The sequence below is a fragment of the Xanthomonas sp. MUS 060 genome (assembly GCF_000963215.1).
Taxonomy (GTDB): Bacteria; Pseudomonadota; Gammaproteobacteria; order Xanthomonadales; family Xanthomonadaceae; genus Xanthomonas_A.
Map to the genome: position 1 here is coordinate 23,790 of NZ_JZIM01000008.1, position 26,367 is coordinate 50,156.

Genomic DNA, 26,367 nt, shown 5'->3' on the forward strand with positions numbered 1-26,367 from the left:
TTGCTGAATTTGGATGTCCGCTTTTATTCCGGATCGTAGTCCAGGTTCGAGGCCAACCAGCGTTCAGCCTGCGCCAGCGGCACGTTCTTGCGCCGGGCGTAGTCGGCGACCTGTTCCTTGCCCAGCCGTCCCACCACGAAATACTGGCTGTGCGGGTGGCTGAAGTAGTAACCCGATACCGCCGCGGTCGGCAGCATGGCAAAACTTTCGGTCAGCGACATGCTCGCGTTGCGTCCGGCGTCGAGCAGGGCGAACAAGGTGTGTTTCTCGCTGTGGTCGGGACAAGCCGGGTAGCCGGGCGCAGGGCGGATGCCACGGTAGCGTTCGGAGATGAGGGCGTCGTTGTCCAACGTCTCGTCGTTGGCGTAGCCCCAGAATTCGGTGCGCACGCGCTGATGCAGGCGTTCGGCCAGTGCTTCGGCCAGGCGGTCTGCCAGTGCCTTGAGCAGGATCGCGTTGTAATCGTCGTGTGCGGCCTCGAAGCGGGCCACATGCGGCTCGATGCCGAGCCCGGCGGTCACCGCGAACGCACCCATCCAGTCCTGTTTGCCGCTATCGCGCGGAGCGATGAAATCGGCCAGGCAGAAGTCCGGGCGCTCGACGGGTTTGTCCACTTGCTGGCGCAAAAAGTGCAGCACATGCTGGGACGCTGGAATCGAGGCTGACGATGCGCATGCGCCAAGAGCGGAGCCGCTCGGCGCATCGGCTCCTGCCGCGTTACCAGTCGCGCAGTGCGTGTCGGCAATCAGGACCTCCACATCGTCGCCCACCGACTGTGCCGGCCATAGTCCGAACACGGCTTTGGCAGTCAGCCATTTTTCCTCGACGATGCGCTTGAGCATGACGCGTGCGTCCTGATACAGCTCGCTGGCCTGCTGGCCGACGATCTCGTCGGTGAGGATCGCCGGGAACTTGCCCGCCAGTTCCCAGGCCTGGAAGAACGGGGTCCAGTCGATCAGTTCGATCAGCTCGGGTAGCGGGTAGTCCTCGAATACATGCAGCCCCGGTTGTAGCGGCGCGGGGGGCGTGTAGGTGTCCCAGCCACCGTCGAAGCGTTGTGCGCGCGCATGTTGCAGTGTGACCAGGCGTTTGGCGTCGCCGCGGTTCTTGTGGCGTTGGCGAATTTCGGCGTAGTCGGCGTCGTTGGAGGCGATGAATGCGGCGCGCAGTTCGCGCGAAATCAGCGATTGGGCCACGCCGACCGCGCGCGAGGCGTCCTTCACCCACACGGTTGGTGCGGCATAGTGCGGGTCGATTTTCAATGCGGTATGCGCACGCGAGGTAGTGGCGCCGCCGATCAACAGCGGAATCGAGAAGCCTTGCCGCTGCATCTCGCGCGCGACGTGGGTCATCTCTTCCAGCGATGGCGTGATCAGCCCGGACAAGCCGATGATGTCGGCGTTTTCGGCGCGCGCGCGGTCGAGGATGGTCTGGGTTGGCACCATCACACCAAGATCGACCACCTCGAAGTTGTTGCAAGCCAGGACCACGCCGACGATGTTCTTGCCGATGTCGTGCACGTCGCCCTTGACCGTGGCCATGATGATCTTGCCGTTGGACTTGGCGGTATCGCCACTGCGCCGCTTTTCCGCTTCGATGTACGGCAGCAGGTAGGCGACGGCCTTCTTCATCACCCGTGCCGATTTCACCACTTGCGGCAGGAACATCTTGCCGGCACCGAACAGGTCGCCGACCACGTTCATGCCGTCCATCAACGGCCCTTCGATGACGTCCAGCGGCCGCGATGACTGTTGCCGGGCTTCTTCGGTGTCCAGCTCGATGAATTCGTCGATGCCGTGCACGAGCGAGTGACTCAGGCGCTCGCGCACGGTTTTCTCGCGCCATGCCAGTTTTTCTCGCGTGGCAAGTCCGGTTTCGCGCGTGCCGGTCTTCTTGTGACGCTCGGCGATTTCCAGCAGTCGCTCGGTGGCGTCGCGGCGACGATTGAGGATCACGTCCTCCACTCGCTCGCGCAGTTCGGCGTCCAGCTCGTCGTAGATCGGCATGCCGCCGGCATTGACGATCCCCATGTCCATGCCGGCGGAGATCGCGTGGTACAAAAACACGCAGTGAATCGCCTGACGCACGCTCTCGTTGCCCCGGAAGGAGAAGGAGACGTTGGAGACGCCGCCGGAGACGTGGCAGTGGGGCAGGGTGCGCTTGATGATGCGGGTGGCTTCGATGAAGTCGACCGCGTAGTTGTCGTGCTCCTCGATCCCGGTGGCGACAGCGAAGATGTTGGGGTCGAACACGATGTCTTCAGGTGGAAAGCCAACCTGCTCGGTCAGGATGCGGTAGGCGCGGGTGCATATCTCGACTTTGCGCGCGCAAGTATCGGCCTGACCGACTTCATCGAACGCCATCACCACCGTCGCGGCGCCGTAGCGCAGCACTTTGCGCGCCTGTTCGAGGAACACCGCTTCGCCTTCCTTGAGCGAAATCGAGTTGACCACGCTCTTGCCCTGCAGGCACTTCAGTCCGGCTTCGATCACGCTCCACTTGGACGAGTCGACCATGACCGGAATGCGTGCGATGTCCGGCTCGGACATGATCAGGTTAAGAAAGCGCACCATCGCTTTCTCCGAGTCGATCAGACCCTCGTCCATGTTGACGTCGAGGATTTGCGCGCCATTGGCGACTTGCTGGCGCGCCACCTCCACAGCCTCCTCGTAGCGTTCTTCCTTGATCAGCTTGCGGAACTGTGCGCTACCGGTGACGTTGGTGCGCTCGCCGACATTGACGAACAGCAGGTCCGGAGTCAGCAGCAGTGGTTCCAGACCGGACAAGCGGGTGATGCGAGCGGAAGACATTGGATCAGCGTTCCAGGAGCGGGGAGGTGCACGAGCGCACAGACGCGGCGGCGCGCAGGCGCCGAGCCATCGGTAAGGCGGTGGCGACAGCGGCGCGCTGTGTGTACATCTCAGGCGGCCTGCCGCTGCGCTGCCAGCGGCAGGCGTGGACGCAGCCCGCGCACTGCCTCGGCGATCGCGCGGATGTGAGCGGGGGTGGTGCCACAACAACCACCGACCAGATTCAACAGCCCCGCTTCGGCAAATTCTTTGAGCGTGGCGGCCATTTCCTCTGGGCTTTCGTCGTATTCGCCGAATGCGTTGGGTAGGCCGGCGTTGGGGTGCGTGCTGACGTAGCCGTCGGCGATCCGTGCCAGGGTCTCCACGTGTGGTCGCAGATCCTTGGCCCCTAGCGCGCAGTTCAAGCCGACCGACAGTGGCCGACCATGCGCGACCGAGGCATAGAACGCTTCGGCGGTCTGTCCGGACAGGGTGCGTCCGGAGGCGTCGGTGATGGTGCCGGAGATCATCACCGGCAGGCGTCCGCCGCGCGCGTCGAACACCTCCTCAATCGCGTACAGCGCGGCCTTGGCGTTGAGCGTATCGAAGATCGTCTCGACCATCAGCGTGTCGGCACCGCCGTCGATCAGGCCATCGATGGCTTCGCGGTAGGTGGCGCGCAGTTCGTCGAAGCTGGTGTTGCGGTAGCCGGGGTCGTTGACGTCGGGGCTGATGGAGGCGGTGCGGCTGGTCGGGCCGAGGACGCCGATCACAAAGCGTGGTTTGTCCGGTCCACCGTCGCGGGCTTGTTGTGCTTCCACCGCGTCGCAGCACTCGCGCGCGACCCGCGCGCCGGCTTTGTTGAGTTCGTAGACCAAGTGTTCCAGATGGTAATCGGCCTGACTGATCGCGGTGGCGTTGAAGGTATTGGTTTCCAGCAGGTCGGCGCCGGCTTCGAGATAGGCGCGGTGGATCTCGGCGATCACTTCCGGGCGTGTCAGCAGCAAGAGATCGTTATTGCCTTTCAGGTCGTGACCATGCACCGCATGATCGCAGCCAGGGCCATGCACATGCTGAGCTTGCGCGCTGTCGTAGCCGGCGGCGAAACGCTCGCCGCGATAATCGGCTTCCTGCAAGCCATGGCGCTGGATCATGGTGCCCATCGCGCCATCGATGATGAGGATGCGCTCGGACAGCGCCTGCAGCAGCGCCTGCGCCCGCTGCGGATGCAGCCAGGGCAGGCTTGGGCCTTGAGGAGAGGCGGAGGCGTTCATGACAGGGTTCCCGTACTGATCTTGGATGATGGGAGATTTTCCGCATGCGGGGGAGTGCTCGGTTCTCCCGGCTTGACCGCGATCAACGAAATCACCTCGAAATGCGGGGGGCGCTTTTCCCGGGTCACGGTTTCCAGGCTGGAGACCTCCAGTCCGGCCTTGTGGATGAACTTGCGCAGTTCCTTGGCCGAGAAGCCGAGATTGACATGGCCGTAGGCCTGCACGGCGGCCTTGTGTTCGTGGTGGGCCAGGCTGCATAGCAACAGGCGACCGCCGGGGCGCAACACGCGCGCCGATTCCCAGACAGCGTGCGCCGGTTTGGTGGCGTAGGTCAACGCGTGCATCATCACCACCAGGTCGAAGCTGGCATCTGCGAACGGCAGCGCATGCATGTCGCCCTCGCGCACCTCCACGTTGCTCAGCCGCCGCAAGCGTTCGCTGGCCGCGGCCACCACGCGCGCGCTGGTGTCGATGCACACGTAGCGCCGCGCATGCGGAGCGACCAGCTCGGCCAGGACGCCGTCGCCGGAGGCGATATCCAGGACGTCTCCGGTCTCCAGCAGCGGCAGTGCGGTGCGCGCCAGCGCTTCCCAAGTGCGCCCGGGCGAATAGTGGCGTTCCATGTCGCCGGCGACCGAGTCGGCCCAGTTCTGGTCGGTGGCGCGGTTGGCCAGGACTGCTGCCACGCGTTCGGCGTCCTGGCGCAGCAGCGGGTCGTCGCTGCCGGTGCTCAGCGCCAGCCACAGTGCGCGTTGCGCCGGGTCCAGCAGGCTTTCGTCGAAGCGATAATAGGCCGACACGCCAGCACGGCGGTCGCGGACCAGCCCGGCCTCCTTGAGTTTGGCCAGATGGGTCGAGACGCGCGGTTGCGCCAGGCGGGTGATCGCCGAGAGTTCGGCCACGGTCAGTTCTTCTTGCTCCAGTAGCGCCAACAGGCGTACCCGGGTCGCATCGGCGAACACCTTCAATCTGGTCGACCAGTCCTCCAGATCCATAAATATCTCCATATCGCGATATAGAGATATTTTCGGTTGCTAAGTAGGTCGGGTCAAGTCAGGCAAACGCTGGCGTATGGTCGGTGGTTAAGATGTGCGTACCAACACGACCGGGAGGCGCGAGGTGGATTTCAAACTTAGCGATGAGCAATTGATGATCCAGGACGTGGCGCGGCGCATCGCCCAGGAACGGATCGCACCCAGCGCCGAACACTACGACCGTACCGGTGAGTTTCCACTGGAAAATATTCGCCTGCTGGGCGAGAACGGTTTGATGGGCATCGAGGTACCGGAGCAATACGGTGGCGCTGGCATGGATCCCATCGCCTATGTGCTGGCCATGATCGAGATCGCCGCTGGCGACGCGGCGCATTCCACCATCATGTCGGTCAATAATTCGCTGTTTTGCGGCGGCATCCTCAAGAACGGCGACGAGGCGCAGAAGCAGAAATACGTGCGCGCCATCGCGCAGGGACAACAGATCGGTGCCTTTGCGCTGACCGAGCCGCAGTCCGGCTCCGATGCCACCGCGATGCGCTGCCGTGCGCTGCGTCGGGACGATGGCAGCTTCCTGATCAACGGCAAGAAGAGCTGGATCACCTCCGGTCCGGTTGCCAAGTACATCGTGCTATTTGCGATGAGTGAACCGGAGCGGGGCGCACGCGGTATCACCGCCTTCGTGATCGACACCGACAAGCCGGGGTTCCATCGTGGCAAGACCGAACCCAAGCTGGGCATCCGCGCTTCGGCCACCTGCGAGATCGAATTCCAGGATTATCTGGCGACGGCGGACCAGGTGCTGGGGACGCCGGGAGAGGGTTTCAAAATCGCGATGAGCGTGCTCGACGCAGGGCGTATCGGCATTGCCTCGCAGGCCATCGGTCTTGCGCGGGCGGCCTACCAGGCGACGTTGGACTACGTGAAGGAGCGCAAGGCATTCGGTTCGCCGATCGGCACATTTCAGATGACCCAGGCCAAGATCGCCGACATGAAGTGCAAGCTGGATGCGGCATTGCTGCTCACCCTGCGTGCCGCTTGGTTGAAGGGGCAGGGACAGCAATTTACCACCGAAGCGTCGGTGGCCAAGCTGACCGCCTCCGAAGCGGCGATGTGGATCACCCACCAGGCGGTGCAGATCCATGGCGGTATGGGTTATTCCAAGGAAATGCCACTGGAGCGCTATTTCCGCGACGCCAAGATCACCGAAATCTACGAAGGAACCTCGGAAATCCAACGGCTGGTGATCGCGCGCAACGAAACGGGATTGCGTTGAGCCGCAGTCGCTGATGTCTACAGACAAAAAAGCGGCGTTTCAGCCGCTTTTTTGTCGCTGCACGGAGGGTTTTGCGCGTGCCCGGTGTCCAGGCGCGCGACGCTTTACCGATCCTGCTGATGCAGGTTCATGCCCTGCTCCTGGCGGGTGACGTATTCCTGCGAAGGCGCGTCCAGCTTGTCGCCGAGCATGTGCCGCACCACCACGAAGAACAGCGGGATGAACAACACGCCGAACAGCGTGGCGAACAGCATTCCGCCGATCACGCCGGTGCCGATCGCGTGGCGTGCGTTGGCGCCCGCGCCACTGGAGATGGCCATCGGCAGCACGCCGAGGATGAACGCGAACGAGGTCATCAGAATCGGACGGAAGCGCAGGTGCGCCGCCTCTGCCGCAGCCTCGCGTAAGGTCTTGCCCATCGCGCGCTGCTCCACGGCGAATTCCACGATCAAAATCGCGTTCTTCGCCGCCAGGCCGATCACCGTGATCAGACCGATTTTGAAGTAGATGTCGTTGGGCAGCCCGCGCAGCAGCGAGAACGCGACTGCGCCGAGCACGCCGATCGGCACCACCAACAGCACCGAGACCGGAATCGACCAACTCTCGTACAACGCTGCCAAGCACAGGAACACCACCACGATCGACAGGACCAGCAGCAGCGTGGCGGTATTGCCGGCGATGATCTCCTGGTAGGACATGCCACTCCAGTCGAAGCCGAAGCCCTTTGGCAGATCGTTGGTGACGATGTCTTCCATCGCGCTCATCGCCTGGCCGGAGCTGCTGCCCGGGGCCGGGTTGCCGACAATGTTCATCGCCGAATAGCCGTTGTAGCGGCTCAGCGATGGCGAGCCGTATTCCCAGTCCGACTTCACCACGGTGCTCAATGGGATCATCTGGCGCAGGCCGCTATCGTCGGTGGCGGTGCTGCTGGGTACATAGAAATTACGCAGCGACTCCGGACCGATGCGGAACGGTGCGTCAGCCTGCATGTTGACGCGCTTGATGCGACCTTCGTAGAAGAAGTCGTTGACGTAGACAGGCGCCAGCATCAACTGGATGGATTGGTAGATATCGTTGATCGACAGGCCCATCGACTGCGCCTGCACGCGATCGACCTTGAGTTGCAACTGCGGCGCGTTCTCCAGGCCGTTCGGGCGGACTCCGGCCAGCGTGTTCTGACGCTGCGCAGCCTTGCCGAGCAGCATGTTGCGGGCCTGCAGCAGCGCCTCCTGGCCCGCGCCGCTACGGTCCTGCAGCCACATGTCGAAGCCACCGAATTGGCCAAGTCCCTGCACCGTGGGCAGGTTCACCACGAAAATCTGCGCGTCCTTGATGCCGTAGAACATTCCGTTCAATTGCTGGATCAGTTCGCTTGCGGTGACCGTGCGCTCTTCCCAGGGCTTGAGCCGGATGAAGCCCATGCCCACATTTTCGCCGCGTCCCAGAAAACTGAAGCCAGCCACCTGCAGCATTCCTTCGACCGCTTTCTGCTGCTGCAATATGCCGCGCATTTGCGCGAACACCTGGTTGGTACGTGCTTTGGTCGCACCCGGCGGCAACTGCACGATTGCCAGAGCGAACCCCTGATCCTCTTCCGGCAGGAAGCTGCCCGGCATGCGCGTAAACAGGAAGCCGCACAGCACCACCAGCAGGGCGAACACCGCCATCCAGCGTGGCGTGTGCCGGATACTGCCGCCGACCGCGCCGACATAACGCTGCGATAGCTTGTCGTAGTAAGTGTTGAAGGTGCGATAGAGCCAGTTCGGATTGGCGTTGTGTGTCGGCTTGAGGAAGGCCGCGCATAGCGCCGGAGTAAAGCTCAGTGCAAGGAATGCGGAGAAGCCCATCGACATCGCGATGGTGATCGCGAACTGCTTGTAGATCGCGCCGGCAGCGCCAGGTTGCATGGCCGAGGGGATGAACACCGCCGCCAGCACCACGGTGATCGCCACCACCGCGCCGGTGATCTGATTCATCGCCTTGTGCGTGGCCGCTTTCGGCGCCAGATGCTCCTCGGACATGATGCGTTCGACGTTCTCGATCACCACGATCGCATCGTCGACCACGATGCCGATCGCCAGCACCATCGCGAACAGGGTCAATTGGTTGATGGTGAAGCCGATGATCCACATGCCGAGGAAGGTGCCCAGCAGCGCCACCGGGATCACCAGCGTGGGGATGAGGGTGGCGCGGAAGTTCTGCAGGAATATCAGCATCACCAGGAACACCAGCACGATTGCCTCGGCCAGGGTCTTGACCACTTCCTCAATCGAGATCTTGACGAAGGTGGTGCTCTCGTAAGGCGTGAACCAGGTGACGCCTTGCGGAAAGCTCGGCTGCAGTTCGTCCATCTTCGCCTTGACCGCTGCGGACACGTTCAGCGCATTGGCACCCGGTAGCAACTGGATGGCGAAGGCGCCGGTCGGCTTGCCGTTGTACTGGGTGTCGAAGCCGAAGGTGGTCGGGCCGAACGCGACCCGTGCCACGTCCTTCAGTCGCACCACGGTGCCGTTGCCATCGGCGCGCAGGATGATGTTCTCGAACTGCTCGGGCGAGCTGAAGCGGCCCTCGGCGCTGACCGTCGCGGTGAACGACTGCCCTTGCGGTGCCGGATCCGAGCCGATCGAACCGGCGGCGAACTGCACGTTCTGCGCGCGGATCGCGTTGAACACGTCGCTGGCGGACATGTGGTAACCCTGCAATTTCTCCGGGTTCAGCCAGACGTCCATGGCGTACTCGGCACCGAACTGCTGGGTGCTACCGACACCGGGTACGCGCGAGATCTGTTCCAGGACCCGCGAGCCGACGATGTCGTTGAGCGCATCGCGGTCGATCGAAGGATTGTCCGAACGCAGTGCGATCACACTGAGGAAGCCGGCGTTGGCCTTGGCCACCACCACGCCCTGGGCGGTCACTTCCGAGGGCAGGCGCGGCGTCGCCAGTGAGACCTTGTTCTGTACCTGCACCTGCGCGATATCCGGGTTGGTTCCGGTCTCGAAGGTGAGGGTGATGCTGGCGCTGCCATTGGAGGACGAGGACGAATTGAAGTACAGCAGGTGATCGATGCCGGTCAGTTGTTGCTCGATCACCTGGGTGACCGAGCGCTCGGTGGCGCTGGCGCTGGCGCCGGGGTAGCTCGCGCTGACGGTGACCTGAGGCGGCGGTGCGATCGACGGATAAGACTCCACGCCGAGGTTGAGGATGGCGATCACGCCGCTGAGCGAAATCAAGATCGCCACCACCCAGGCGAAGACCGGATGCTCGATGAAGAACTTAGGCATGGTGAAGGTCCGTTACTGCTGTTTCGGCTGGGCGGAAGCGGTCGCGGCGGCCGGCGTGTCGCCGTGCGCCGCGCCCTGCGGTTGGCCACTGCCCGGCTTGGCCGACGCGGGGCCTCCCGGCTGGGTTGGGGTGTCCGCTGTCCACGGTTTGGCGATGGCCGCTCCGCCTTCCTTGACCTTGGGCAGGCCGCTGACCACGACCTGATCGCCAGCCTGTAGGCCGGCGCCGACGATCCAACGGTCGCCCTGTTGGCCGACCAGAGTGAGATCCTTGCGCAGCACCTTGCCGTCCTTGCCCACCGCCATGGCGTAGGCGCCCTTGGCATCGTGCAACACCGCGACCTGCGGGATCAGATAGACGTCTTTGCGCTGGCCGAAGTTGGCCGTGAAGCTGACGAAGGCGCCCGGCAACAGCACCCGCTCGGGGTTCGGTAACTGCGCGCGCAGCGTCACCGAGCCGGTGCTGGGGTCGACCGTGGCGCCGGAGAAATCCAGGGTGCCTGTATGCGCGTAGGTGCTGCCGTCGCCAAGTTTGACCTGCAGCGTGGACTGGTCTTCTGCACTCAGGGTGACGTTGCCGTTGCTCTGTGCCTGACGCAGTTGGGCAAGCTCGTCGGCGCTCATCGAGAAATTGACATACAGCGGATCGAGTTGGTCGATGGTGGTCAGCAAGGTGGCGCTGCCCTGGCCGACCAGCGCGCCTTCGGTGACCTGCTGCTTGCCGGCGCGGCCGGCAATGGGAGCGGTCACGGTGGCATAGCCGAGGTTGATGCGCGCGGTTTCCACGGCCGCGCGGGCTTGCTGCACCGCCGCCGAATCACGGCGTTCGCTGGCTTCGGCGGTATCCAGGTCGGACTTGGACACGTAGGCCTTTGGCGCCAGGCTGCGGGCGCGGCTGGCGGCGGCTTTGGAATTGGCGTAGTCGGCTTCGGCCGCCGCCAGTTGCCCCTGTGCCGAGGCCAGCGCCGCATGCAGCGGTGCAGGATCGATCTGGAATAGCGGCTGGCCTTGCTCGACGTCGCTACCTTCGATGTAGATGCGTTTCTCCAGCACGCCGGCAACGCGTGCGCGCACGTCGGCGCTACGGAATGCGGTCAGCCGACCGACCAGTTCGCGTTGCAGCGGCACGGTCTGCGGCTGGGCCTGCAACACGCCCACTTCAGGCGGTGGCATGGCCTGCTGTTGTTCTTGCTTCTTGCACGATGCCAGGGACACCACGACGGCGCAGGCCAGGGCGAGAGAGCGCAATGTGAATGTGGAGGTCATGGGGGCGATACTCCGGTCAGAATGTGAAGATGCAAGCCGCCATCAGGGCTATATCTTGCCCGGAGCACAGGCTGTGCACAGCCTCGCGGATGCGGTGGTCGTTCGCTTGACACAACCGGTGGCGGGAGCATGAAAAGAGGCTCATAATTTTGAACTATACCGTCTAGTTTATAATTTGGATAGCCATGACCACCATACGTTTCACCCCTCATCCGGATGGAGATAGTCGCGCTCGATCATGACGAAGGATGAGTGTGATGGGGCGATTGTGGCTGTTCTGTGGTGCGCTGGCGCCTGGCGGTATGGACCGATCCGGTTCGCGATCCAGCACGTGATTGGCAGGTGTCGCTATTACAATTTTGGCCTTACTATCGAGCATCGTTGCAGCTCTCCGCCATGAAGCCTAAAAACGTCGCTCCCGGTTCCAGCAAATCCTCGGTTGCCGCCCGTCAGCCAGCGACCCCATCCGTTGCCAAACCAACATCCAGGTCGAAAGCCAAGCCTGCGGCGACTTCGCGCAAGTCGGTGCCGGTCGTGGAGGCCATGGCCAAGGTGATCGATGCCGCACCGATGGCGGCGGTGGGTTTCAGTTTGGGGCCGGTGTTCGCCGCGCTGCGCAAGCGCTACCCCGCCGCTCGCCAGGAGCAGGCGCAGGCCTTTGCCGAGGCGTTCTACAGGCGTATGGAGGAGGACGAATTCCCTCACCATACCCCGCCAGAGTGGGCCGCGTTGGCCGCCTCGATGCTGGAATTCGCGCGCAAGCGCAAACCCGGAACGGCCAACGTGCGGATGTTCAATCCGACGCTGCGAGACGATGGCTGGGAGTCCACGCATACCGTGCTGCAGATCGTCAACGACGACATGCCGTTTCTGGTCGATTCGGTGAGCATTTTGCTCTCGGACCTGGGCATCGGCGTGCATGTCCTTGGCCATCCGGTGTTGCGCATGCAACGCGACAAGAACGGCGCGTTGGAAAGCATCGGCGAAGGCAAGCCGGAATCGCTGATGGCGCTGGAGATTGATCGCCATCCGCCGGAGGAAATGCCACGGGTGCAGGCGGCGATCCAGCGCATTCTCGGCGAGGTGCGCACCATCGTGCGCGATTGGGGTGGCATGCGCGAGAAGATGCTGACCCTGGCCGATGACCTGACCACGCGGCGTTTGCCGGTAGACGACAAGGGCCGGCGCGAGGCGCAGGAGTTCCTGCGGTGGGCTGCGGCCGATCATTTCACTTTCTTCGGCTACCGCGAGTACCGGGTGGAAAAGCAGGGCGGCGAAGACATGCTGGCGCCGTTGCAAGACAGTGGCCTGGGTCTTCTGCGTGGTCAGGACAAGTCGCCGGCGCGTCCAGTGCGCACGCTTGCCGCGCAGGGCCTCAGCGAGGCAGGTACCAAGGATGCGTTGATCCTGACCAAGACCAACGCGCGCTCGCGGGTGCACCGCAGTGGCTACATGGACTACATCGGCGTGTTGGAGTTCGATGCCAAGGGACGCATCGTCGCCGAGCAGCGTTTCCTCGGCATGTTCACTTCCAGCGCCTACAACCGCCGCCCATCGGAAATCCCGCTGGTACGCGAGCGCTACGACTACGTGATGCGCAAATCCGAGCTGACTCCGAGCAGCCACAGTGGCAAGGCCTTGCGCCACATTTTGGAGACGCTGCCGCGCGAGGAGCTGTTCCAATCCAATGAGGAAGAACTGTACCGCACCGCGATGGGCATCCTCGGCCTGCAGGAGCGGGTGCGTAGTCGCTTGTTCCTGCGCCGCGACAAGTACGGTCGCTTCATTTCGGCGTTGGTGTACATCCCGCGCGAACGCTTCAATACCGATGTGCGCCTACGCATCGAGGCACTGCTGAAGGACGCGCTGCATGCCGAGTACATCGACGCCAACGTGGTGCTGGGCGAATCGCCATTGGCGCAGTTGCACCTGATTGCGCGGCCAAAGCTGGGCGAGGCGTTGGAATTTGATACCACCGAATTGGAGTCGCGCCTGGCGCACCTGTTGCGCAACTGGCACGACGATTTGCGCGAGGCGTTGGTTGCCAACTGCGGCGAGCGCGATGGTTTGCGTCTGGCGGCCGGTTATGGTCGTGCGCTGCCGGCCGGTTATATCGAGGAATCGACCGCGCAGATCGCCGCACGCGATGTCGAACGCCTGGCCGCGCTGCGTGGTCCGGAAGACCTGCATCTGAGCTTGCAGGCGTTGTACCGCGACGGCAGCGACAGCCTGCGTCTGAAACTCTATCGTCAGCACGACGATTTGCCGCTGTCGGACGTGTTACCGATGCTGGAGAACCTGGGGTTGCGGGTGATTTCCGAGCGTCCCTATCGGCTCACCGTGGATGGAACGCCATTGTCCATCCAGGATTTCGAGGTTGTGCCACTGGCTGGCATGATCGACGTGGACACTGCCGATGCGCCGCTGTGCGAGGCATTCGTGCGGATCTGGCGCGGTGAGGCCGAGAACGATGGCTTCAATCGCTTGATCGTCGGCGCAAGCCTGAGTTGGCGCCAAGTGGCGATCCTGCGCGGTTATTGCAAATATCTGCTACAGACCGGCGTGCCGTTCTCGCAGGTCTACGTCGAGACGACCTGCAACGGCTACCCGCTGTTGGCGCGTTTGTTGGTGGAATTGTTCGAGGCACGCTTCGATCCGGCGACCGGCGGCCAGAGCAAGGCGCAGATCACCGATGGTCAGGCGGCACTGTCGGCGCAATTGTGGCGGCTTGCCAAGGGCGAGGAGATCGCGCTGAAAGCGCTACAGCCAGTGATCGACGCGCGCAGCGGCAGCCGCGAGACACAACTGGAGGCGGTCGGTGCGGCGCTGTTGAAGTTGTTCGATCAGGTCGCCAGCCTGGATGAGGATCGTATCCTGCGCAGCTTCAAGGGCGTGATCGAAGCGACGCTGCGCACCAGCTATTACCAGCGCACCGCCGAGGGTGGGTTGGGGCATTGCATCAGCTTCAAGTTGGATTCGTCGATGGTGCCGGACCTGCCAAAGCCGCGTCCGTATCGCGAGATCTTCGTCTACAGCCCGCGCGTGGAAGGCGTGCACTTGCGCTTCGGTGCGGTAGCGCGTGGCGGCTTGCGTTGGTCGGACCGTCGCGAGGATTTCCGCACCGAGGTCCTTGGTCTGGTCAAGGCGCAGATGGTCAAGAACACGGTCATCGTGCCGGTGGGTGCCAAGGGCGGTTTCTTCTGCAAGCGCCCGCCCGCTGGCGGCGAGCGCGATGCGGTGCTGGCCGAAGGGATCGCCTGCTACAAGTTGTTCATCCAGAGCCTGCTGGACATTACCGATAACATCGTGGGCGGCAAGATCGTGCCGCCGCCGCAGGTGGTGCGCCACGATCAGGACGATCCGTATCTTGTGGTCGCCGCGGACAAGGGCACGGCCACGTTCTCCGATATCGCCAATGGGTTGGCGCTGGACCACGGTTTCTGGCTTGGCGATGCGTTCGCCTCTGGTGGTTCGGTGGGCTATGACCATAAAGGCATGGGCATCACTGCGCGCGGTGCCTGGGAATCGGTCAAGCGTCACTTCCGCGCGCTGGGCCGCGATTGTCAGAGCGAGGACTTCAGTTGTGTGGGGATCGGCGACATGTCCGGCGATGTGTTCGGCAACGGCATGCTGTTGTCGCGGCATTTGCGCCTGCTGGCCGCATTCGACCATCGGCATATTTTCCTGGACCCGAACCCGGATACGGCGGTGGCGTTCGCCGAACGCGAGCGATTGTTCAAATTGCCACGTTCCAGCTGGGCCGACTACGACGCCAAGCGGATCAGTGCTGGCGGCGGTGTCTATCCGCGCACACTCAAGTCGATCGAGATCAGCGCGCCGGTACGCGCCGCGCTCGGTTTGGAGGCGGGGATCAAGCAGCTGTCGCCCAACGAGCTGATGCACGCCATCCTCAAGGCACCGGTGGATTTGTTCTGGAATGGCGGCATCGGTACTTATGTCAAAGCCACCAGCGAGACCCATGGCGATGTCGGCGACCGTGCCAACAACGGCCTGCGCGTCAACGGTGGCCAATTGCGCTGTCGCATCGTGGGCGAGGGCGGCAATCTGGGTCTGACCCAGCTCGGTCGTATCGAGGCGGCACAGGCCGGCGTGCTGCTCAACACCGACTTCATCGACAACTCGGCCGGTGTGGACACCTCCGACCATGAGGTCAACATCAAGATCCTGCTCAACGATGTGGTGCAGGCCAAGAAACTGACGCTGCAGGCACGCAACACGCTGTTGGCCTCGATGACCGGAGAGGTCGCCGAACTGGTGTTGTGGGACAACATCCGCCAGAACCAGGCGCTTAGCCTGATGGAGCGGATGAGCGTCAAACGCCTGGGATCCAAGCAGCATTTCATCCGCACCCTGGAAGCGCAGGGGCTGCTCGATCGACAAATCGAATATCTGCCTTCGGATGCGGAGATTTCCGCGCGCAAGGCACGCGGTCAGGGTCTGACCCGGCCGGAGTTGGCGGTGCTGCTGTCCTACTCCAAACTGGTCACGTTCCAGCAACTGCTGGAATCGGACATCCCCGAGGACCCTTACCTGTCCAAGGAGCTGCAACGTTACTTCCCACGGCCGCTGCAGAAAAAGTATGCCGATGCGATGGAGCGGCACCGCCTCAAGCGCGAGATCATCGCCACTGCGGTGACCAATACCACCATCAACCGCATGGGGGCCACCTTCCTGATGCGTATGCAGGAGGACACCGGCCGCAGCATTGCCGAGGTCGCCAAGGCCTATACCATCAGCCGCGAGACGCTGGATGCGCGCGCGTTGTGGACGCAGATCGATGCGCTCGACGGCAAGGTGCCCGAATCGGTGCAGATCGATGCCCTGGAAGTGATCTGGACCTTGCAGCGAGCGTTCGTGCGCTGGCTGTTGTTCCGGCCGGGCACGATGCCCGGTATCACGGCGGCGGTAGAGCGCTACCACGAGCCGTTCAACGCCATTCGTGTCGCTTCCGGGGTATTGCCCGAAACGCAGCGGCCACTGTACGAGGCGCTGGTGCAGCAGTGGCAGGATAAGGGGTTGCCTGCGGCGTTGGCGCAGCAGTTGTCCGAACTGCGCTTCCTGGAGCCGGCATTTGACATCATCGAAATGGCGCGTACCCGCAAGCTCAAGCCGGTGGAGGTGTCGAAGGTGCATTTCCGCCTCGGCGAGGCCCTGCAATTACCGTGGTTGTTAGAGCAAATCGACGCGTTGGAAGTCAATGGGCGCTGGCATGCGGTGGCCCGTGGCGTGCTCCGCGATGAATTGGCCAAGCAGCACAGCGCGCTGGCTGGGCAAGTGCTGGCCGTGCCGGGTGCCACCGCCGAAGTCAAGGTGCAACAGTGGTTACAGCGCGACGACAGCAGTCTGCGCTTCACCTTGAGCATGCTGCAGGAGTTGGCGGCGCAGAAAACTCTGGATTACCCGACGTTGTCGGTGGCGGTGCAGCGTCTGAGCCAACTGGCGGTGCATGCGGTGTAACCCGCATGCTCAGGCCCGTGCGTGCGGGTCTGCGCAGAGCGTTCGTTCGTAGACGATCGTGAGCGTGGGGCGGGCGTTTTGTCTCTGCCTCGCGGCGTTGCTGCCTGCCGCGTATCTGGAGAGTGCCGCATTGCTCCAGGTGGAGTGCAATGATCCGGTCCACAGGCGGATTGGCTGAGTCGCCCACGCCGCTGCTGGAAGTGGGCGGCTGTGGTGTTTCGGTACGTCGTGGTGATGCGGGTTGCGCTCGCGGTGCGACAATGTTCTAAACATGGTTTTATGCGACGACGCAGTCATGCCAGGCCGGTTATGATCGGCGCGATGAATGCCCCTTTATTGCCGTCTTCGCCCCGGATCTGTTTCCTCGCCAGTGCCACGCCGGAGGCGCAGCAGGCGCATGCGCAGTTGGTTGCGCGCTATGGCGATGACGAGCCAGTTGTGGCCGATGTGCTGTGTGCGCTCGGCGGCGATGGATTCATGTTGCAAACCCTGCATCGCCACGGCGGAATGGGTAAGCCGGTATTCGGCATGAAGTTGGGCACGGTCGGTTTCTTGATGAATCAATTTCGTGCCGAAGACTTCCTGGCGCGTTTGTCTTTGGCCGAACCGGCCAAGCTACGACCGCTGGAGATGCTGGCGCATACTGAATCCGGCGCCACCACCGGCTCGCTGGCCTACAACGAGGTCTCACTGCTGCGGCAGACCCGTCAGGCGGCGCATGTGAGCATCGATCTCAACGGCCAGACCAAGATCGATGAGCTGATCGGCGACGGCGTGATGGTCGCCACGCCGGCCGGTAGCACCGCTTACAACTCTTCGGCGCATGGGCCGATTCTGCCATTGGGCTCGCATACCCTGGCGTTGACACCGATTGCCCCATATCGGCCACGGCGCTGGCGTGGTGCGATCCTCAAGGCCGATACCGAAGTGCGCATTCGGGTTCTGGATCCCTACAAGCGTCCGGTCAGCGTCACCGCCGACTCGCACGAAACCCGCGACGTGGTCGAAGTGACCATCCGTGAATCGCGCGATCGGCTGGTCACGCTGCTGTTCGATCCGGAACACAATTTGGAAGAGCGGATCCTGAGCGAGCAGTTCATTGTGTGAGCGTGAACGTGGAGCTGCAGCTTCGCTCAAGCGCTGCAGTGCGTTCGGTGCCCATTGCGCAGGCTCGGCTACACTGGTGCGGTTGGATGTTTTCCGAGTCCTGAGTTTCGAGTTCCCAGTCCATGCCTGACAATGCTCCCCGTCTGCTCACTGTCGCGGTTACCTCGCGTGCGCTGTTCGACTTGGAAGAAGGCCATGCCTTGTTCGAACGCGAGGGGGTTCAGGCGTATAGCGTCTATCAGCGCGAACGCGAGGACGATGTGCTCCTGCCCGGCGTGGCCTTCCCGGTGGTACGCAAGTTGTTGGCGCTGAACCAGGGCACGCCGCCGGAGACTCCGCCGGTGGAGGTGATCCTGCTCTCGCGCAACTCCGCCGACACCGGTCTGCGCATCTTCAATTCGATCCAGCATTACGGCTTGGACATCGTCCGCGCGACCTTCACCTCCGGCGAAGCGACCTGGCCCTATGTCAAACCGTTCGGTACCGATTTGTTCCTGTCGGCCAATCCGGAATCGGTGCGGCGTGCGCTCAGTCATGGGGTTGCCGCGGCGACGATCCTGCCCAAGCCACCGGGCGAACATGCGCAGGAAGCGGCTGTGGCGGCCGGTGCGCTGGACGCTGGACGTCTGTCCACGCAGTTGCGCATCGCCTTCGATGGCGATGCGGTGATCTTCGGCGACGAGGGCGAGCGACTCGCGCGCGAGCAGGGCGTGGAGGCATTCGGTCGCTACGAGCGCGAAAACGCACGCCAGCCGCTGACCGGCGGTCCGTTCCGCAATTTCCTATCGGCTTTGCAGGCCTTGCAATCGGCATTTCCGGCCGGTGATGCCTCGCCGATCCGCACGGCATTGGTGACTGCGCGCTCGGCGCCAGCGCACGAACGTGTGATTCGCACGCTGCGCGACTGGGGCGTGCGCTTGGATGAAGCCTTGTTCCTCGGCGGCCGTCATAAGGGGCCGTTTTTGCAGGCGTTCGGCGCGGACATCTTCTTCGACGATTCGCAGCACAACATCGACAGTGCCGCGCGCGAGCGGGTCGCCGCCGGTCATGTGCCGCATGGGGTAGCCAACGATATCGCTACGCCGTGAGCGCTGCGGCGCGAGCGGGTCCGCTACATTGCGCTGGTGTGTGGTGTAGGCGAGGTTGCCGAGGTCTGTCGCAGCAAACCCGCCATTTACAGTGGTAACAGGATGTTGCTGAGTTTCCAGTGCAGGCCATCGCGGGTGAACACGCACGGCACGGCAGTGCCATCGGTCGTGTGTATCGTGGCCACGAAGCGTGAGGTCGACTCGAAGCGTTGTTCGGCCTGTTGCAGTGGCTGTGGTGGACGCGGCGCGGCATAGGTGTCGCCGCCGACGGTATCGCCGCTGGCGCGTTTCCACAGCGCATCGCCCTGCAGCAGTGCGCCGATGCCGGCCGGTGTGACCAGCGCATCCACGCTCATGCCACCGACGCTGCCGGCCAGCGACAACAACGCGCCGCCGAACAGGTTCGCTTGCATGTCGGGTCCGGCGCGGCGCAACAGCGCATCGTCCAATTGTGCTTTCAGATTGACCCGCAGCGTAGGGAAGTCGACATAGTTCTCCAGCGCGGCGGCATCGCGCTGGCGCAGCGCCTGTTCGATCCCGTGGATCGCCAGATACGGACCGGCGACGACGTAGCCGCCGAGCCCCAACATCGCGAACAACAGCAACGCCAGCCATTTCTTCATCGCATGTCTCCGGGTGTGCGGGTGTCGTTGTCGCGATGGGCTTTCAGAATTCCAGATCCAGCGCCGCGCACAGGTAATCCACGAACGGCCCCAGCGTGCGCAGGTCGGTGGCGATCTGCGCGCGCAGCTTTGGCCCGGTCATGGCCGCATCGTCGAGGTGGCGCCAGAACACCCAGTTCTTGTGCTTGAGATCGTCGATGAACGGAAATTCGGCAGGAAAGCCGCGCGGTGGTCGCACCAAGACTTCGCTTTCTTCAAGTTCGAAGCGCCGACGCAGCGCCGGCGCGTGCGCGGCGCTCTTCCAACTGCCGGGATTGTCGAAGATAAACTGACGCACCTTGCGCTGTGTCTCCGGTTCCGGATGCCATAGCCCGGCGCCGACGAAGCTCTCGCCCGGCTCCAGGTGGATGTAGAACGATGGCGCCGGCACTTGCTTGCGTCGTGCGTGGAACAGGCGCGCACCCTGCCAGGTCTTGTAGGGCGATTTGTCGTGGGAAAAGCGCGCGTCGCGGTGGATGCGCAACAGCGAGCCGCCCACGCCGCGCGGGTCTGCGCGGAAATGTTCGCTGAGCTGGGCCAAGTCAGGCTGTAAATCGACGATCAGGCGCAGGAACGGCTGACGCACATGTTCTTCGTATTGATGCCGATTGGCGTTGAACCAGGTCTTGTCATTGTGCCGGGCCAGGGCACGCAGAAATTTGAGGCTGGCGTCGCTGAAATAGCTGGTCATAGGGTGCGTTGCAGGTCTTGGCTCCAAGCGGCCAATTGGTCGAGCAGAATGTGCTTGGTAGCATCTTCAGGGTGAGCTAGACGTAAATCGGTCAGTTGCGCGGCATAGCGCTCGAAGGTCAACTCGGACAGGCCGTTGTCGACTTGCAAGCGCTGGCGTCGGTAATCGTCCCAGCGCGTCTGTTCGGCGCTCGATAGCGTCTGCGGCCAGTTGCGCGCGCGGTAGCGGAACAACAGTTCGGGCAGGCGTGGATCGCGCAGGCTGCGCTCCAGTGGCGCCAACTGTGTTGGTGCCGTCGCCCGTATTTGTGCCATTGCGCGCTTATCCGTATCGGCCAGAAAGCCATCGTAGAGGGAGGCATCGACGTCGGCGGGTGTGCTGGCTCGCTCGCTGGCGAAGACGCGGCGTACCTTCTCCGCCAAGCTCGGGCCGGCCGCGCGCAAGCGCGCGGCCTTGGCCTGCGCTTGTGCCGGGTCGATGCCCAGTCGTTCGAATTCGGCTTCGCGCAAATGCGCCCACGCGACCAAGGCTGGTGCCTTGTTCAGATGCACTTCCTTGAGTGGGATGCGTTGTTCGCCTTCGGGCAAGTCGGCTTGCGGGGTGTAGAGGCGGTCGGCGATTTCTTCCGGTGTGCAGCGCAATAGCGCGTCGATGTCGCCTTCCAGGTCGAACACCACCACCCGGCTGTCGATGCGCGGGTGTCGCGTCAGCGGCAGCACTGGGGCGGCACACAGACGCGAGGCCGGGTAGCGCATCGATACATGCAGGACCGGTTGCATCGCGGTCACGTCCAGCAGGCTGGCGCAGAAACGCTTGTCGCGCAGTTTCAGTGCGTAGTCCCACAAGCGCGGTTGGCAGCGACGGAAATGCCGGGCCATGCCGATGGTGGCGTAGACGTCGGAGAGCGCCTCGTGCGCGTCGCCGTCGCGCACGCCATTGGCGAGCGCCAACTGCTCCAGCTTGAACGAGGTGGCGCCATCTTCGCGCTGCGGCCAGACGATGCCATCCGGGCGCAGGGCGTGCATCAGCCGCAACATGTCCAGCAGGTCCCAGCGCGAATTACCACCGCGCCATTCGCGCTCGTAGGGATCGTGGAAGTTGCGGAACAGGCCGTGGCGGATGAATTCGTCATCGAAGCGCAGCGAGTTGTAGCCCAAGGTGCAGGTCTGTGGCCGCGCCATCTGCTCGACGATGCGCGCGAACGCGTCGGCTTCGTTGATGCCTTCGCGCAGCGCTTGCTGTGGGGTGATACCGGTGATCAGGGTGGCGACCGGAGAGGGCAGCAGGTCGTCGGCTGGCTGCACGAAGAAACTGATTGGTTCCTCGATCTGATTCAGTGCCGCGTCGGTCCGCACCGCCGCGAACTGGGCGATCCGTGTGCGTCGTGGGTCGGCACCGAAGGTTTCCAGGTCGTAGAACAGAAAGCTGTCTGGCATGGTTGCATCGTGATGGTGTGGGCGAGTTGTGCGTCGTGAACCCAGCCAATCCTTGGAGGTGTGGTGATTGGTGGGATTCTGGCTGGCCTTGGTGCGATCCGTCGCGATGGACGTTGCTGCTCGCGCGGCCAAGGCTGTGGCGCTATTGCGCCCATCAGGGTAAGCCAGATCGTCTCAGCGTGCCCCCTCCAGTGGTGTCAGGCGCGCATGCACGGTGCGTTCCAGCCAGTTCCAGTCGATCCGGCTCAAATCGCAGTGGCCCTGCGTCGCCTGCACCAGGATGTCGCGTTGGATCTGGCTGCGTTCGAGCACTTGCGCATATCCCGTACGCAGGAAAGTGACCATGCTGTAGTGCGGCACGAAACGGGTCGGATAGCGTGCTTGCAGTGCCTGTTCCAATTCGCGTTGCAGCAGGAAACCGCTATCGCCGACGCGGTCGCGCATTTCGATGTAGTTTTCCAGCGCCATCTGTTGGATGGCCCCGGCGTTGGGTTTGCGCTCGGCTTCGAATGCGGCGTAGGCGCGGGCAAGGTCGGGTTCGCGTTGTAGATGCGCGGCCAGGGCCACGCAGTCTTCGAAGGCGCAATTCATGCCTTGTCCGTGGAACGGCACCATCGCGTGCGCTGCATCGCCGAGCAGCACCGCGCGTGCGCCCAGGTGCCAGCGCTCCAGGCACAGCGTGCCGAGCAGACCAGGCGGATGCTGTTCCCAGTGTTCGGCCAGTTGCGGCATCAGCGGCAGCGCATCGGCGAAGTCGTGCGCGAACAGCGCCACTGCCTCTTTGCCGCTACGGATGTTGGCGAAGCTTGGCTCGCCCTTGTTGGGCAGAAACAAGGTAACGGTGAAGGTACCTTCGTGATTGGGCAGGGCGATGCACATGTAATGGCCGCGCGGCCACACGTGCAAGACGTTGGGCTCGATGCGGAAGCTGCCATCGGCGGCGGGAGGGATTTCCAGTTCCTTGTAGGAATGGTCGAGGAATTCGATGTGCTCGGCCATCGGCGCCTGACGTTGCATCGCCCTGCGCAGCGCCGAGCCGGCGCCATCGGCGCCGATCATGCTATCGAAATGGATGTCGTGCGGCTGGTCGTTACGGTCGTCGATGAAGCGCGCGTAGCCAGCGTCGAAATCCACCGTGTGCAGGCGGTGGTAGAAATGGATGCGCGCACCGGCCTGCTCGGCCAACTGCAGCAGGGTGATGTTGAGATCCTTGCGGTGCACCGACCAGATCACTTCGCTGTCGTCGCGCCCGTAGCGCTGCAACTGCGCTTGCCCATCGGCAAGGTGCACCATGCGCCCGCGCATCATCACCGCCTTGGCCATCACCGCGGTGTCCGCGCCGGCTTGGCGTAAAGCATGCAGGCCGCGCTCGGCCAGGGCCATGTTGATCGAGCGACCACGCTCGTAATCGTGGATGCGCGGATCGCCACGGCGTTCGTACACGGTGACCTGCCAGCCTTGGCGCGAGAGCAGGATGGCAAGCAGGGAGCCGGCCAGGCCGGCGCCGATCAGAGTGATGTTGCGAGAAGAGTGATTCAATTCGGTGTCCGACAGAGACGCGGCGAGGTGCCGCGCAGGAAGGCGCGGCTCAGCGGCCTGCCCAGGTTTCCACGGCTTCGACGAAGCGGTAGACATCGTGATACTGGTTGTACAGTGGGACCGGGCTGATGCGGATGACGTCCGGCTCGCGCCAGTCGCCGAGGACGCCGACCGATTGCAGGTATTCGAACAGCGAGCGGCCACGCGCGCGACCGCCGGCCACGCGTAACGACAGTTGGCAGCCGCGTTGCGCCGGATCGGAGGGGGTGAGGATCTGCAAGGTGTTGGCCAGTCGTGCGTGGATCAGCGTTTCCAGGTAACCGGTGAGTTGTTGCGATTTGTGCCGCAATGCGGGCATGCCGGCGCGTTCGAACAATTCCAACGAGGCGCGTAGCGGCGCCATGCTCAGGATCGGCGGGTTGCTGAGTTGCCAGCCGTCGGCACCGGGCGCGGCGACGAAGTCGGGCTGCATTTGAAACCGACTGCGCTTGTCGTGGCCCCACCAGCCGGCAAAACGCGGCGTATCGCCATGCCCGTGCCGCTCATGCACGAAGGCACCGGCGATCGCACCAGGGCCGGCGTTGAGATACTTGTAATGGCACCACACTGCAAAATCCGCGCCGATGTCGTGCAGATGCAGTGGGAGGTTGCCGATCGCGTGGGCCAGGTCGAAGCCCAGCGCCGCGCCGGCCTTGCGCGCCAACTGCGCCACTGCGGCCAGATCGAAGGCCTGACCGGTGCGGTACTGCACGCCGGGCCATAGCACCAGCGCCAGGCGCGGTGCGTGTTCGTCGATGGTGCGCGCGATCGCCTCCAGCGACACCGTGCCGTCGGCGCTGTCGGGCTGCACTTCGATCAGGTCGGTCGCCGGATCGAAGCCATGGAAGCGGATCTGCGAGACGACCGCATGCCGGTCGGAGGGGAATGCACCGGCTTCGATCAAGATCGCCGGGCGCTCGCGGGTCGGGCGGTAGAAGCTGACCATCAGCAGGTGCAGGTTCACCGTCAGCGTGTTCATCGCCACCACTTCGTGCGGTTGCGCACCGACCAGGCGCGCCAGTGGCGCGGCGAGTAATTCGTGGTAGCTCATCCACTGCGTCGCACCGTTGAAATGGCCTTCCACGGCCAGGGTCGACCATGTGTCCAGCACTTCCTGCACGGCGGCGCCTGCGCCGCGTGGCTGTAGGCCCAGGGAGTTGCCGACGAAATAGGCCTGGTCGGCACCTTGATGCTGTGGGAACAGAAATTGCTGCCGTAGCGCACGCAGTGGGTCGGCGGCGTCGAGGGCGATGGCGTGCTGGCGGGACAGGGGCGCGTGCATCGGCGGTGGTTTCCGGGAACAGGGCAAGAGTTTAACGCTGGCGCAGTGCGGCTTTGTCGAGGCCGCTGGGCGCACCCGGCAAGAGCGCGCTGCGCAGCACGTGGGTCAGGGTGCCGATGCTGTCGGCGATACGGTCGCTGGTATCGGCCAGGGCCGATAGCACGCTGTTCTCGGCCCCCTCGTGTGCATGTGCGGCCAGCGCTTCGGCCAGGCGACGTTCGTCGGCACGCAGCGTCGCCGGCGCTGGTGGGGTGCCCTCGTGCAGGCTGTCGGCCAGTTGGGTCAAGGCGCTGTGGGCCTGTTCGTGGAAGTGCTGCAACTCCGGTAGTGCCGGTTGCGCTGGTGCTTCCCGCAGTACGGCTTCCAACATCAGTGAGGCGCGGATCAGACGGTTGCCGTTGGCCAGTACCGATTCGGCCAGGGTGAGTTCGCGCAGGTTGCGCTTGCGCCGCGGTTCGCCACGCAGCCGCTCGATCGAGGCTTGCACATTGGTGCGCGCGGTGCGTGCGGCGGCGCGGGTTTCCGGCAGGGCCTGCAGGCGGCCTTCCAGCACTGCGACCAAATGATCGCGATAGGTCAGCAGCAATTGCGCCAGCGTGGCGCGCAGATGTTGGCGTTCCCAGGTCGGCCACAGTGCGTAAGCGACCAGCGCCAGGGCGCTGCCGAGCAGGGTGGCCTGGATGCGTTCGCCGATGGCCTGGCCTGGGGCCATCCCCTCGAAGGACAGCAGCAGCACCAGCATGCCGGTCAGCGAGGCCACGCCGAGGCCGTAGTTGACCTGGGTCAGCAGACGGAAGCCCAGGCAAAAGAGGGTGAGTAACAGCAGACGCACCACCGTCCCGTCCATCACGGCGTGGGTCAGGACGGTGGCCAGCAGCAGCCCGACGAGGGTGCCTGCCACGCGGAGTGCGCCGAAGCGCAGGGTGCCACCGAAATCCGGCTTGAGCACGATCGCGGTGGTCATCGGGATCCAGTAGCCGTGCGGGATCGCCTGCCAGCGCGCGAACAGCACCGCCAGCGCCAGGCACACACCACAGCGCAACGCATGCCGGAACGCGACCGAGGACATGCGCAGGTTGGCGCGCAAGGTTTGCAGTGGCGCCCTTGGCCGCAGCGCGGCCGGCAGGCGTGCCTCGGCCAGTTCAGCCTGGATCTCGCCGCGGCTGCTGGCCCAGTGGCCGTTGCGGACCAGTGCGCGTAACTGCCCGCCGAGTCCTTGTACGCGGGCCACCGCGATACGCAGCAGGCGGCGCTCGCGGGTGTCTTCGGTTTGCGCCTGCACCTGTGCCAGCGTTGCGACAAGATCGTCGAAGCCGGTCATCGCGTCGGCTGCGGCTTTGGGATCGGCGGCGTTATCCATGGCATAGGCCAGTTGGTCCAGCACGACCGCGCTGCGCTCGAGCACGCGCTCGATCGGTACTCGCGCCGGGGAGGTCGTCTCCAGACGCCCGTGCAGGTCGGACAGGGTCAGTAGTTCTTGCCGCGTGCGTTCGCAGAGTTCGGCGATGATGCGTAACGACTGCACTGCCAGTCCGCGCGAACGGTGCTCTCCGTGCAGCATCACCATTGCTTCGAGCACGGCTTCGGTTGCCGGTGCCACTGTGCTCGCATTGGGCCGTTGACGCGCAATGCCGGCGATTTGCCGCATCAGGTCCGCCAGGGCGAAGCGCTCGGGGCGATACCGTTGCAGGGGCCATGCCGCGAGCGCCATCAGCATCTGCACCACGCCACCGGCGAAGATCAGTGCGGCCACGCCCAGGCTTTGCATCGCAGGCAGGTGTACGTCGGCGCTGACCACCAGCAGGATCATGCTGGTCAGCCCGGCCCTGGCCGCGACCGGCCCCAGCGCGACCAACAGGCCGCCGCCCAAGCCCATCACCAGTGCGGCCAGCGCTAGCGTCAGGGTCTGCGTACCGATCAGCATGCCCAGCAGGGCAGCCACGCCTGCCGCCAGCGCGGCCATCAACATGCGCTGCATGCGGGCCCGGTATGGACCAGGCAAATCGGAGAACATGGTATTGAGCGCACCGGTGGCCACAGCCAGGCCGATTGCGGCATGCCCGCTGGCCACGCCCAGTGCCAGCGGTGCCACCACCGCGACGGTATTGCGCAACGCGACCCGCATCGGGACGTCGCGCGGCTTCAGTGCGATCAGGCTACGTAGCAT

General features: G+C 63.9%; 15 protein-coding genes. 4 read left to right on the plus strand and 11 right to left on the minus strand.

Annotated features, from left to right (window positions below; translation table 11 throughout):
• Nucleotides 1-23 precede the first annotated feature (23 nt).
• The 3 genes from metH to XANALMUS060_RS09755 all read right to left on the minus strand — a co-directional run bounded on the left by metH (nucleotide 24) and on the right by XANALMUS060_RS09755 (nucleotide 5,058).
• Nucleotides 24-2,810, minus strand: coding sequence for a methionine synthase (metH, locus tag XANALMUS060_RS09745; RefSeq protein WP_045738232.1), 2,787 nt, complete (start codon nucleotides 2,808-2,810; stop codon nucleotides 24-26).
• 110 nt (nucleotides 2,811-2,920) lie between these two features.
• Complete coding sequence (locus XANALMUS060_RS09750; protein ID WP_045738233.1) at nucleotides 2,921-4,063, minus strand: homocysteine S-methyltransferase family protein; 1,143 nt, start codon at nucleotides 4,061-4,063, stop codon at nucleotides 2,921-2,923.
• Entirely contained in the window at nucleotides 4,060-5,058 is a 999-nt protein-coding gene (locus XANALMUS060_RS09755; protein WP_045738234.1) for a metalloregulator ArsR/SmtB family transcription factor, read from the minus strand. Before XANALMUS060_RS09755 ends, XANALMUS060_RS09750 begins: the two co-directional genes overlap by 4 nt.
• A gap of 124 nt (nucleotides 5,059-5,182) precedes the next feature.
• Here XANALMUS060_RS09755 and XANALMUS060_RS09760 point away from each other — a divergent pair, with 124 nt between their 5' ends.
• Entirely contained in the window at nucleotides 5,183-6,331 is a 1,149-nt protein-coding gene (locus tag XANALMUS060_RS09760) for an acyl-CoA dehydrogenase family protein (RefSeq protein WP_045738235.1), read from the plus strand.
• Between the two features lie 104 nt (nucleotides 6,332-6,435).
• On the opposite strand, the gene XANALMUS060_RS09765 is transcribed toward XANALMUS060_RS09760, so the two are convergent.
• Together XANALMUS060_RS09765 and XANALMUS060_RS09770 are read right to left on the minus strand one after the other, a co-directional pair.
• Complete coding sequence (locus XANALMUS060_RS09765) at nucleotides 6,436-9,612, minus strand: multidrug efflux RND transporter permease subunit (protein WP_045738236.1); 3,177 nt, start codon at nucleotides 9,610-9,612, stop codon at nucleotides 6,436-6,438.
• Nucleotides 9,613-9,624: 12 nt separating this feature from the next.
• The gene (locus tag XANALMUS060_RS09770) at nucleotides 9,625-10,878 is read right to left on the minus strand and encodes an efflux RND transporter periplasmic adaptor subunit (protein ID WP_045738237.1); all 1,254 of its coding nucleotides are present in this window, start codon (nucleotides 10,876-10,878) and stop codon (nucleotides 9,625-9,627) included.
• 543 nt (nucleotides 10,879-11,421) lie between these two features.
• On the opposite strand from XANALMUS060_RS09770, the gene XANALMUS060_RS09775 reads away from it, so the two are divergent.
• From XANALMUS060_RS09775 to XANALMUS060_RS09785, 3 genes are all read left to right on the plus strand, one after another.
• On the plus strand, nucleotides 11,422-16,356 hold the full coding sequence (locus XANALMUS060_RS09775) for an NAD-glutamate dehydrogenase domain-containing protein (protein ID WP_235430441.1): 4,935 nt from the start codon (nucleotides 11,422-11,424) through the stop codon (nucleotides 16,354-16,356).
• A 336-nt stretch (nucleotides 16,357-16,692) separates the two neighbouring features.
• Nucleotides 16,693-17,463 carry an NAD kinase gene (locus tag XANALMUS060_RS09780; RefSeq protein WP_152640463.1) on the plus strand — a complete coding sequence of 257 codons (771 nt, stop codon included), beginning with the start codon at nucleotides 16,693-16,695 and terminating at the stop codon, nucleotides 17,461-17,463.
• A 122-nt stretch (nucleotides 17,464-17,585) separates the two neighbouring features.
• The gene (locus tag XANALMUS060_RS09785; protein ID WP_045738239.1) at nucleotides 17,586-18,551 is read left to right on the plus strand and encodes a 5'-nucleotidase; all 966 of its coding nucleotides are present in this window, start codon (nucleotides 17,586-17,588) and stop codon (nucleotides 18,549-18,551) included.
• An 86-nt stretch (nucleotides 18,552-18,637) separates the two neighbouring features.
• Here XANALMUS060_RS09785 and XANALMUS060_RS09790 read toward each other — a convergent pair whose 3' ends face one another.
• The 6 genes from XANALMUS060_RS09790 to XANALMUS060_RS09815 all read right to left on the minus strand — a co-directional run bounded on the left by XANALMUS060_RS09790 (nucleotide 18,638) and on the right by XANALMUS060_RS09815 (nucleotide 26,367).
• Complete coding sequence (locus XANALMUS060_RS09790) at nucleotides 18,638-19,174, minus strand: DUF2939 domain-containing protein (protein ID WP_045738240.1); 537 nt, start codon at nucleotides 19,172-19,174, stop codon at nucleotides 18,638-18,640.
• 43 nt (nucleotides 19,175-19,217) lie between these two features.
• Nucleotides 19,218-19,904 (minus strand): DUF2461 domain-containing protein, encoded by a 687-nt coding sequence (locus tag XANALMUS060_RS09795; RefSeq protein ID WP_045738241.1) that lies wholly within the window; start codon nucleotides 19,902-19,904, stop codon nucleotides 19,218-19,220.
• Entirely contained in the window at nucleotides 19,901-21,340 is a 1,440-nt protein-coding gene (sbcB, locus tag XANALMUS060_RS09800) for an exodeoxyribonuclease I (protein ID WP_045738242.1), read from the minus strand. The genes XANALMUS060_RS09795 and sbcB overlap by 4 nt, the downstream gene beginning before the upstream one ends.
• 174 nt (nucleotides 21,341-21,514) lie before the next feature.
• Nucleotides 21,515-22,879, minus strand: a complete 1,365-nt coding sequence (locus XANALMUS060_RS09805; RefSeq protein ID WP_045738243.1) for an NAD(P)/FAD-dependent oxidoreductase — start codon at nucleotides 22,877-22,879, stop codon at nucleotides 21,515-21,517.
• Nucleotides 22,880-22,928: 49 nt separating this feature from the next.
• Nucleotides 22,929-24,200, minus strand: a complete 1,272-nt coding sequence (gene kynU, locus XANALMUS060_RS09810; protein ID WP_045738244.1) for a kynureninase — start codon at nucleotides 24,198-24,200, stop codon at nucleotides 22,929-22,931.
• Between the two features lie 31 nt (nucleotides 24,201-24,231).
• Complete coding sequence (locus XANALMUS060_RS09815) at nucleotides 24,232-26,367, minus strand: FUSC family protein (RefSeq protein ID WP_045738245.1); 2,136 nt, start codon at nucleotides 26,365-26,367, stop codon at nucleotides 24,232-24,234.

Coding starts and splice junctions, on each gene's coding strand:
- XANALMUS060_RS09775 (WP_235430441.1), top strand. CDS start 11,422: ATGGCCAAGGTGATCGATGCCGCACCGATGGCGGCGGTGGGTTTCAGT.
- XANALMUS060_RS09755 (WP_045738234.1), bottom strand. CDS start 5,058: ATGGATCTGGAGGACTGGTCGACCAGATTGAAGGTGTTCGCCGATGCG.
- XANALMUS060_RS09770 (WP_045738237.1), bottom strand. CDS start 10,878: ATGACCTCCACATTCACATTGCGCTCTCTCGCCCTGGCCTGCGCCGTC.
- XANALMUS060_RS09765 (WP_045738236.1), bottom strand. CDS start 9,612: ATGCCTAAGTTCTTCATCGAGCATCCGGTCTTCGCCTGGGTGGTGGCG.
- sbcB (WP_045738242.1), bottom strand. CDS start 21,340: ATGCCAGACAGCTTTCTGTTCTACGACCTGGAAACCTTCGGTGCCGAC.
- kynU (WP_045738244.1), bottom strand. CDS start 24,200: ATGCACGCGCCCCTGTCCCGCCAGCACGCCATCGCCCTCGACGCCGCC.
- XANALMUS060_RS09795 (WP_045738241.1), bottom strand. CDS start 19,904: ATGACCAGCTATTTCAGCGACGCCAGCCTCAAATTTCTGCGTGCCCTG.
- XANALMUS060_RS09785 (WP_045738239.1), top strand. CDS start 17,586: ATGCCTGACAATGCTCCCCGTCTGCTCACTGTCGCGGTTACCTCGCGT.
- XANALMUS060_RS09815 (WP_045738245.1), bottom strand. CDS start 26,367: ATGCTACGTAGCCTGATCGCACTGAAGCCGCGCGACGTCCCGATGCGG.
- XANALMUS060_RS09750 (WP_045738233.1), bottom strand. CDS start 4,063: ATGAACGCCTCCGCCTCTCCTCAAGGCCCAAGCCTGCCCTGGCTGCAT.
- XANALMUS060_RS09790 (WP_045738240.1), bottom strand. CDS start 19,174: ATGAAGAAATGGCTGGCGTTGCTGTTGTTCGCGATGTTGGGGCTCGGC.
- metH (WP_045738232.1), bottom strand. CDS start 2,810: ATGTCTTCCGCTCGCATCACCCGCTTGTCCGGTCTGGAACCACTGCTG.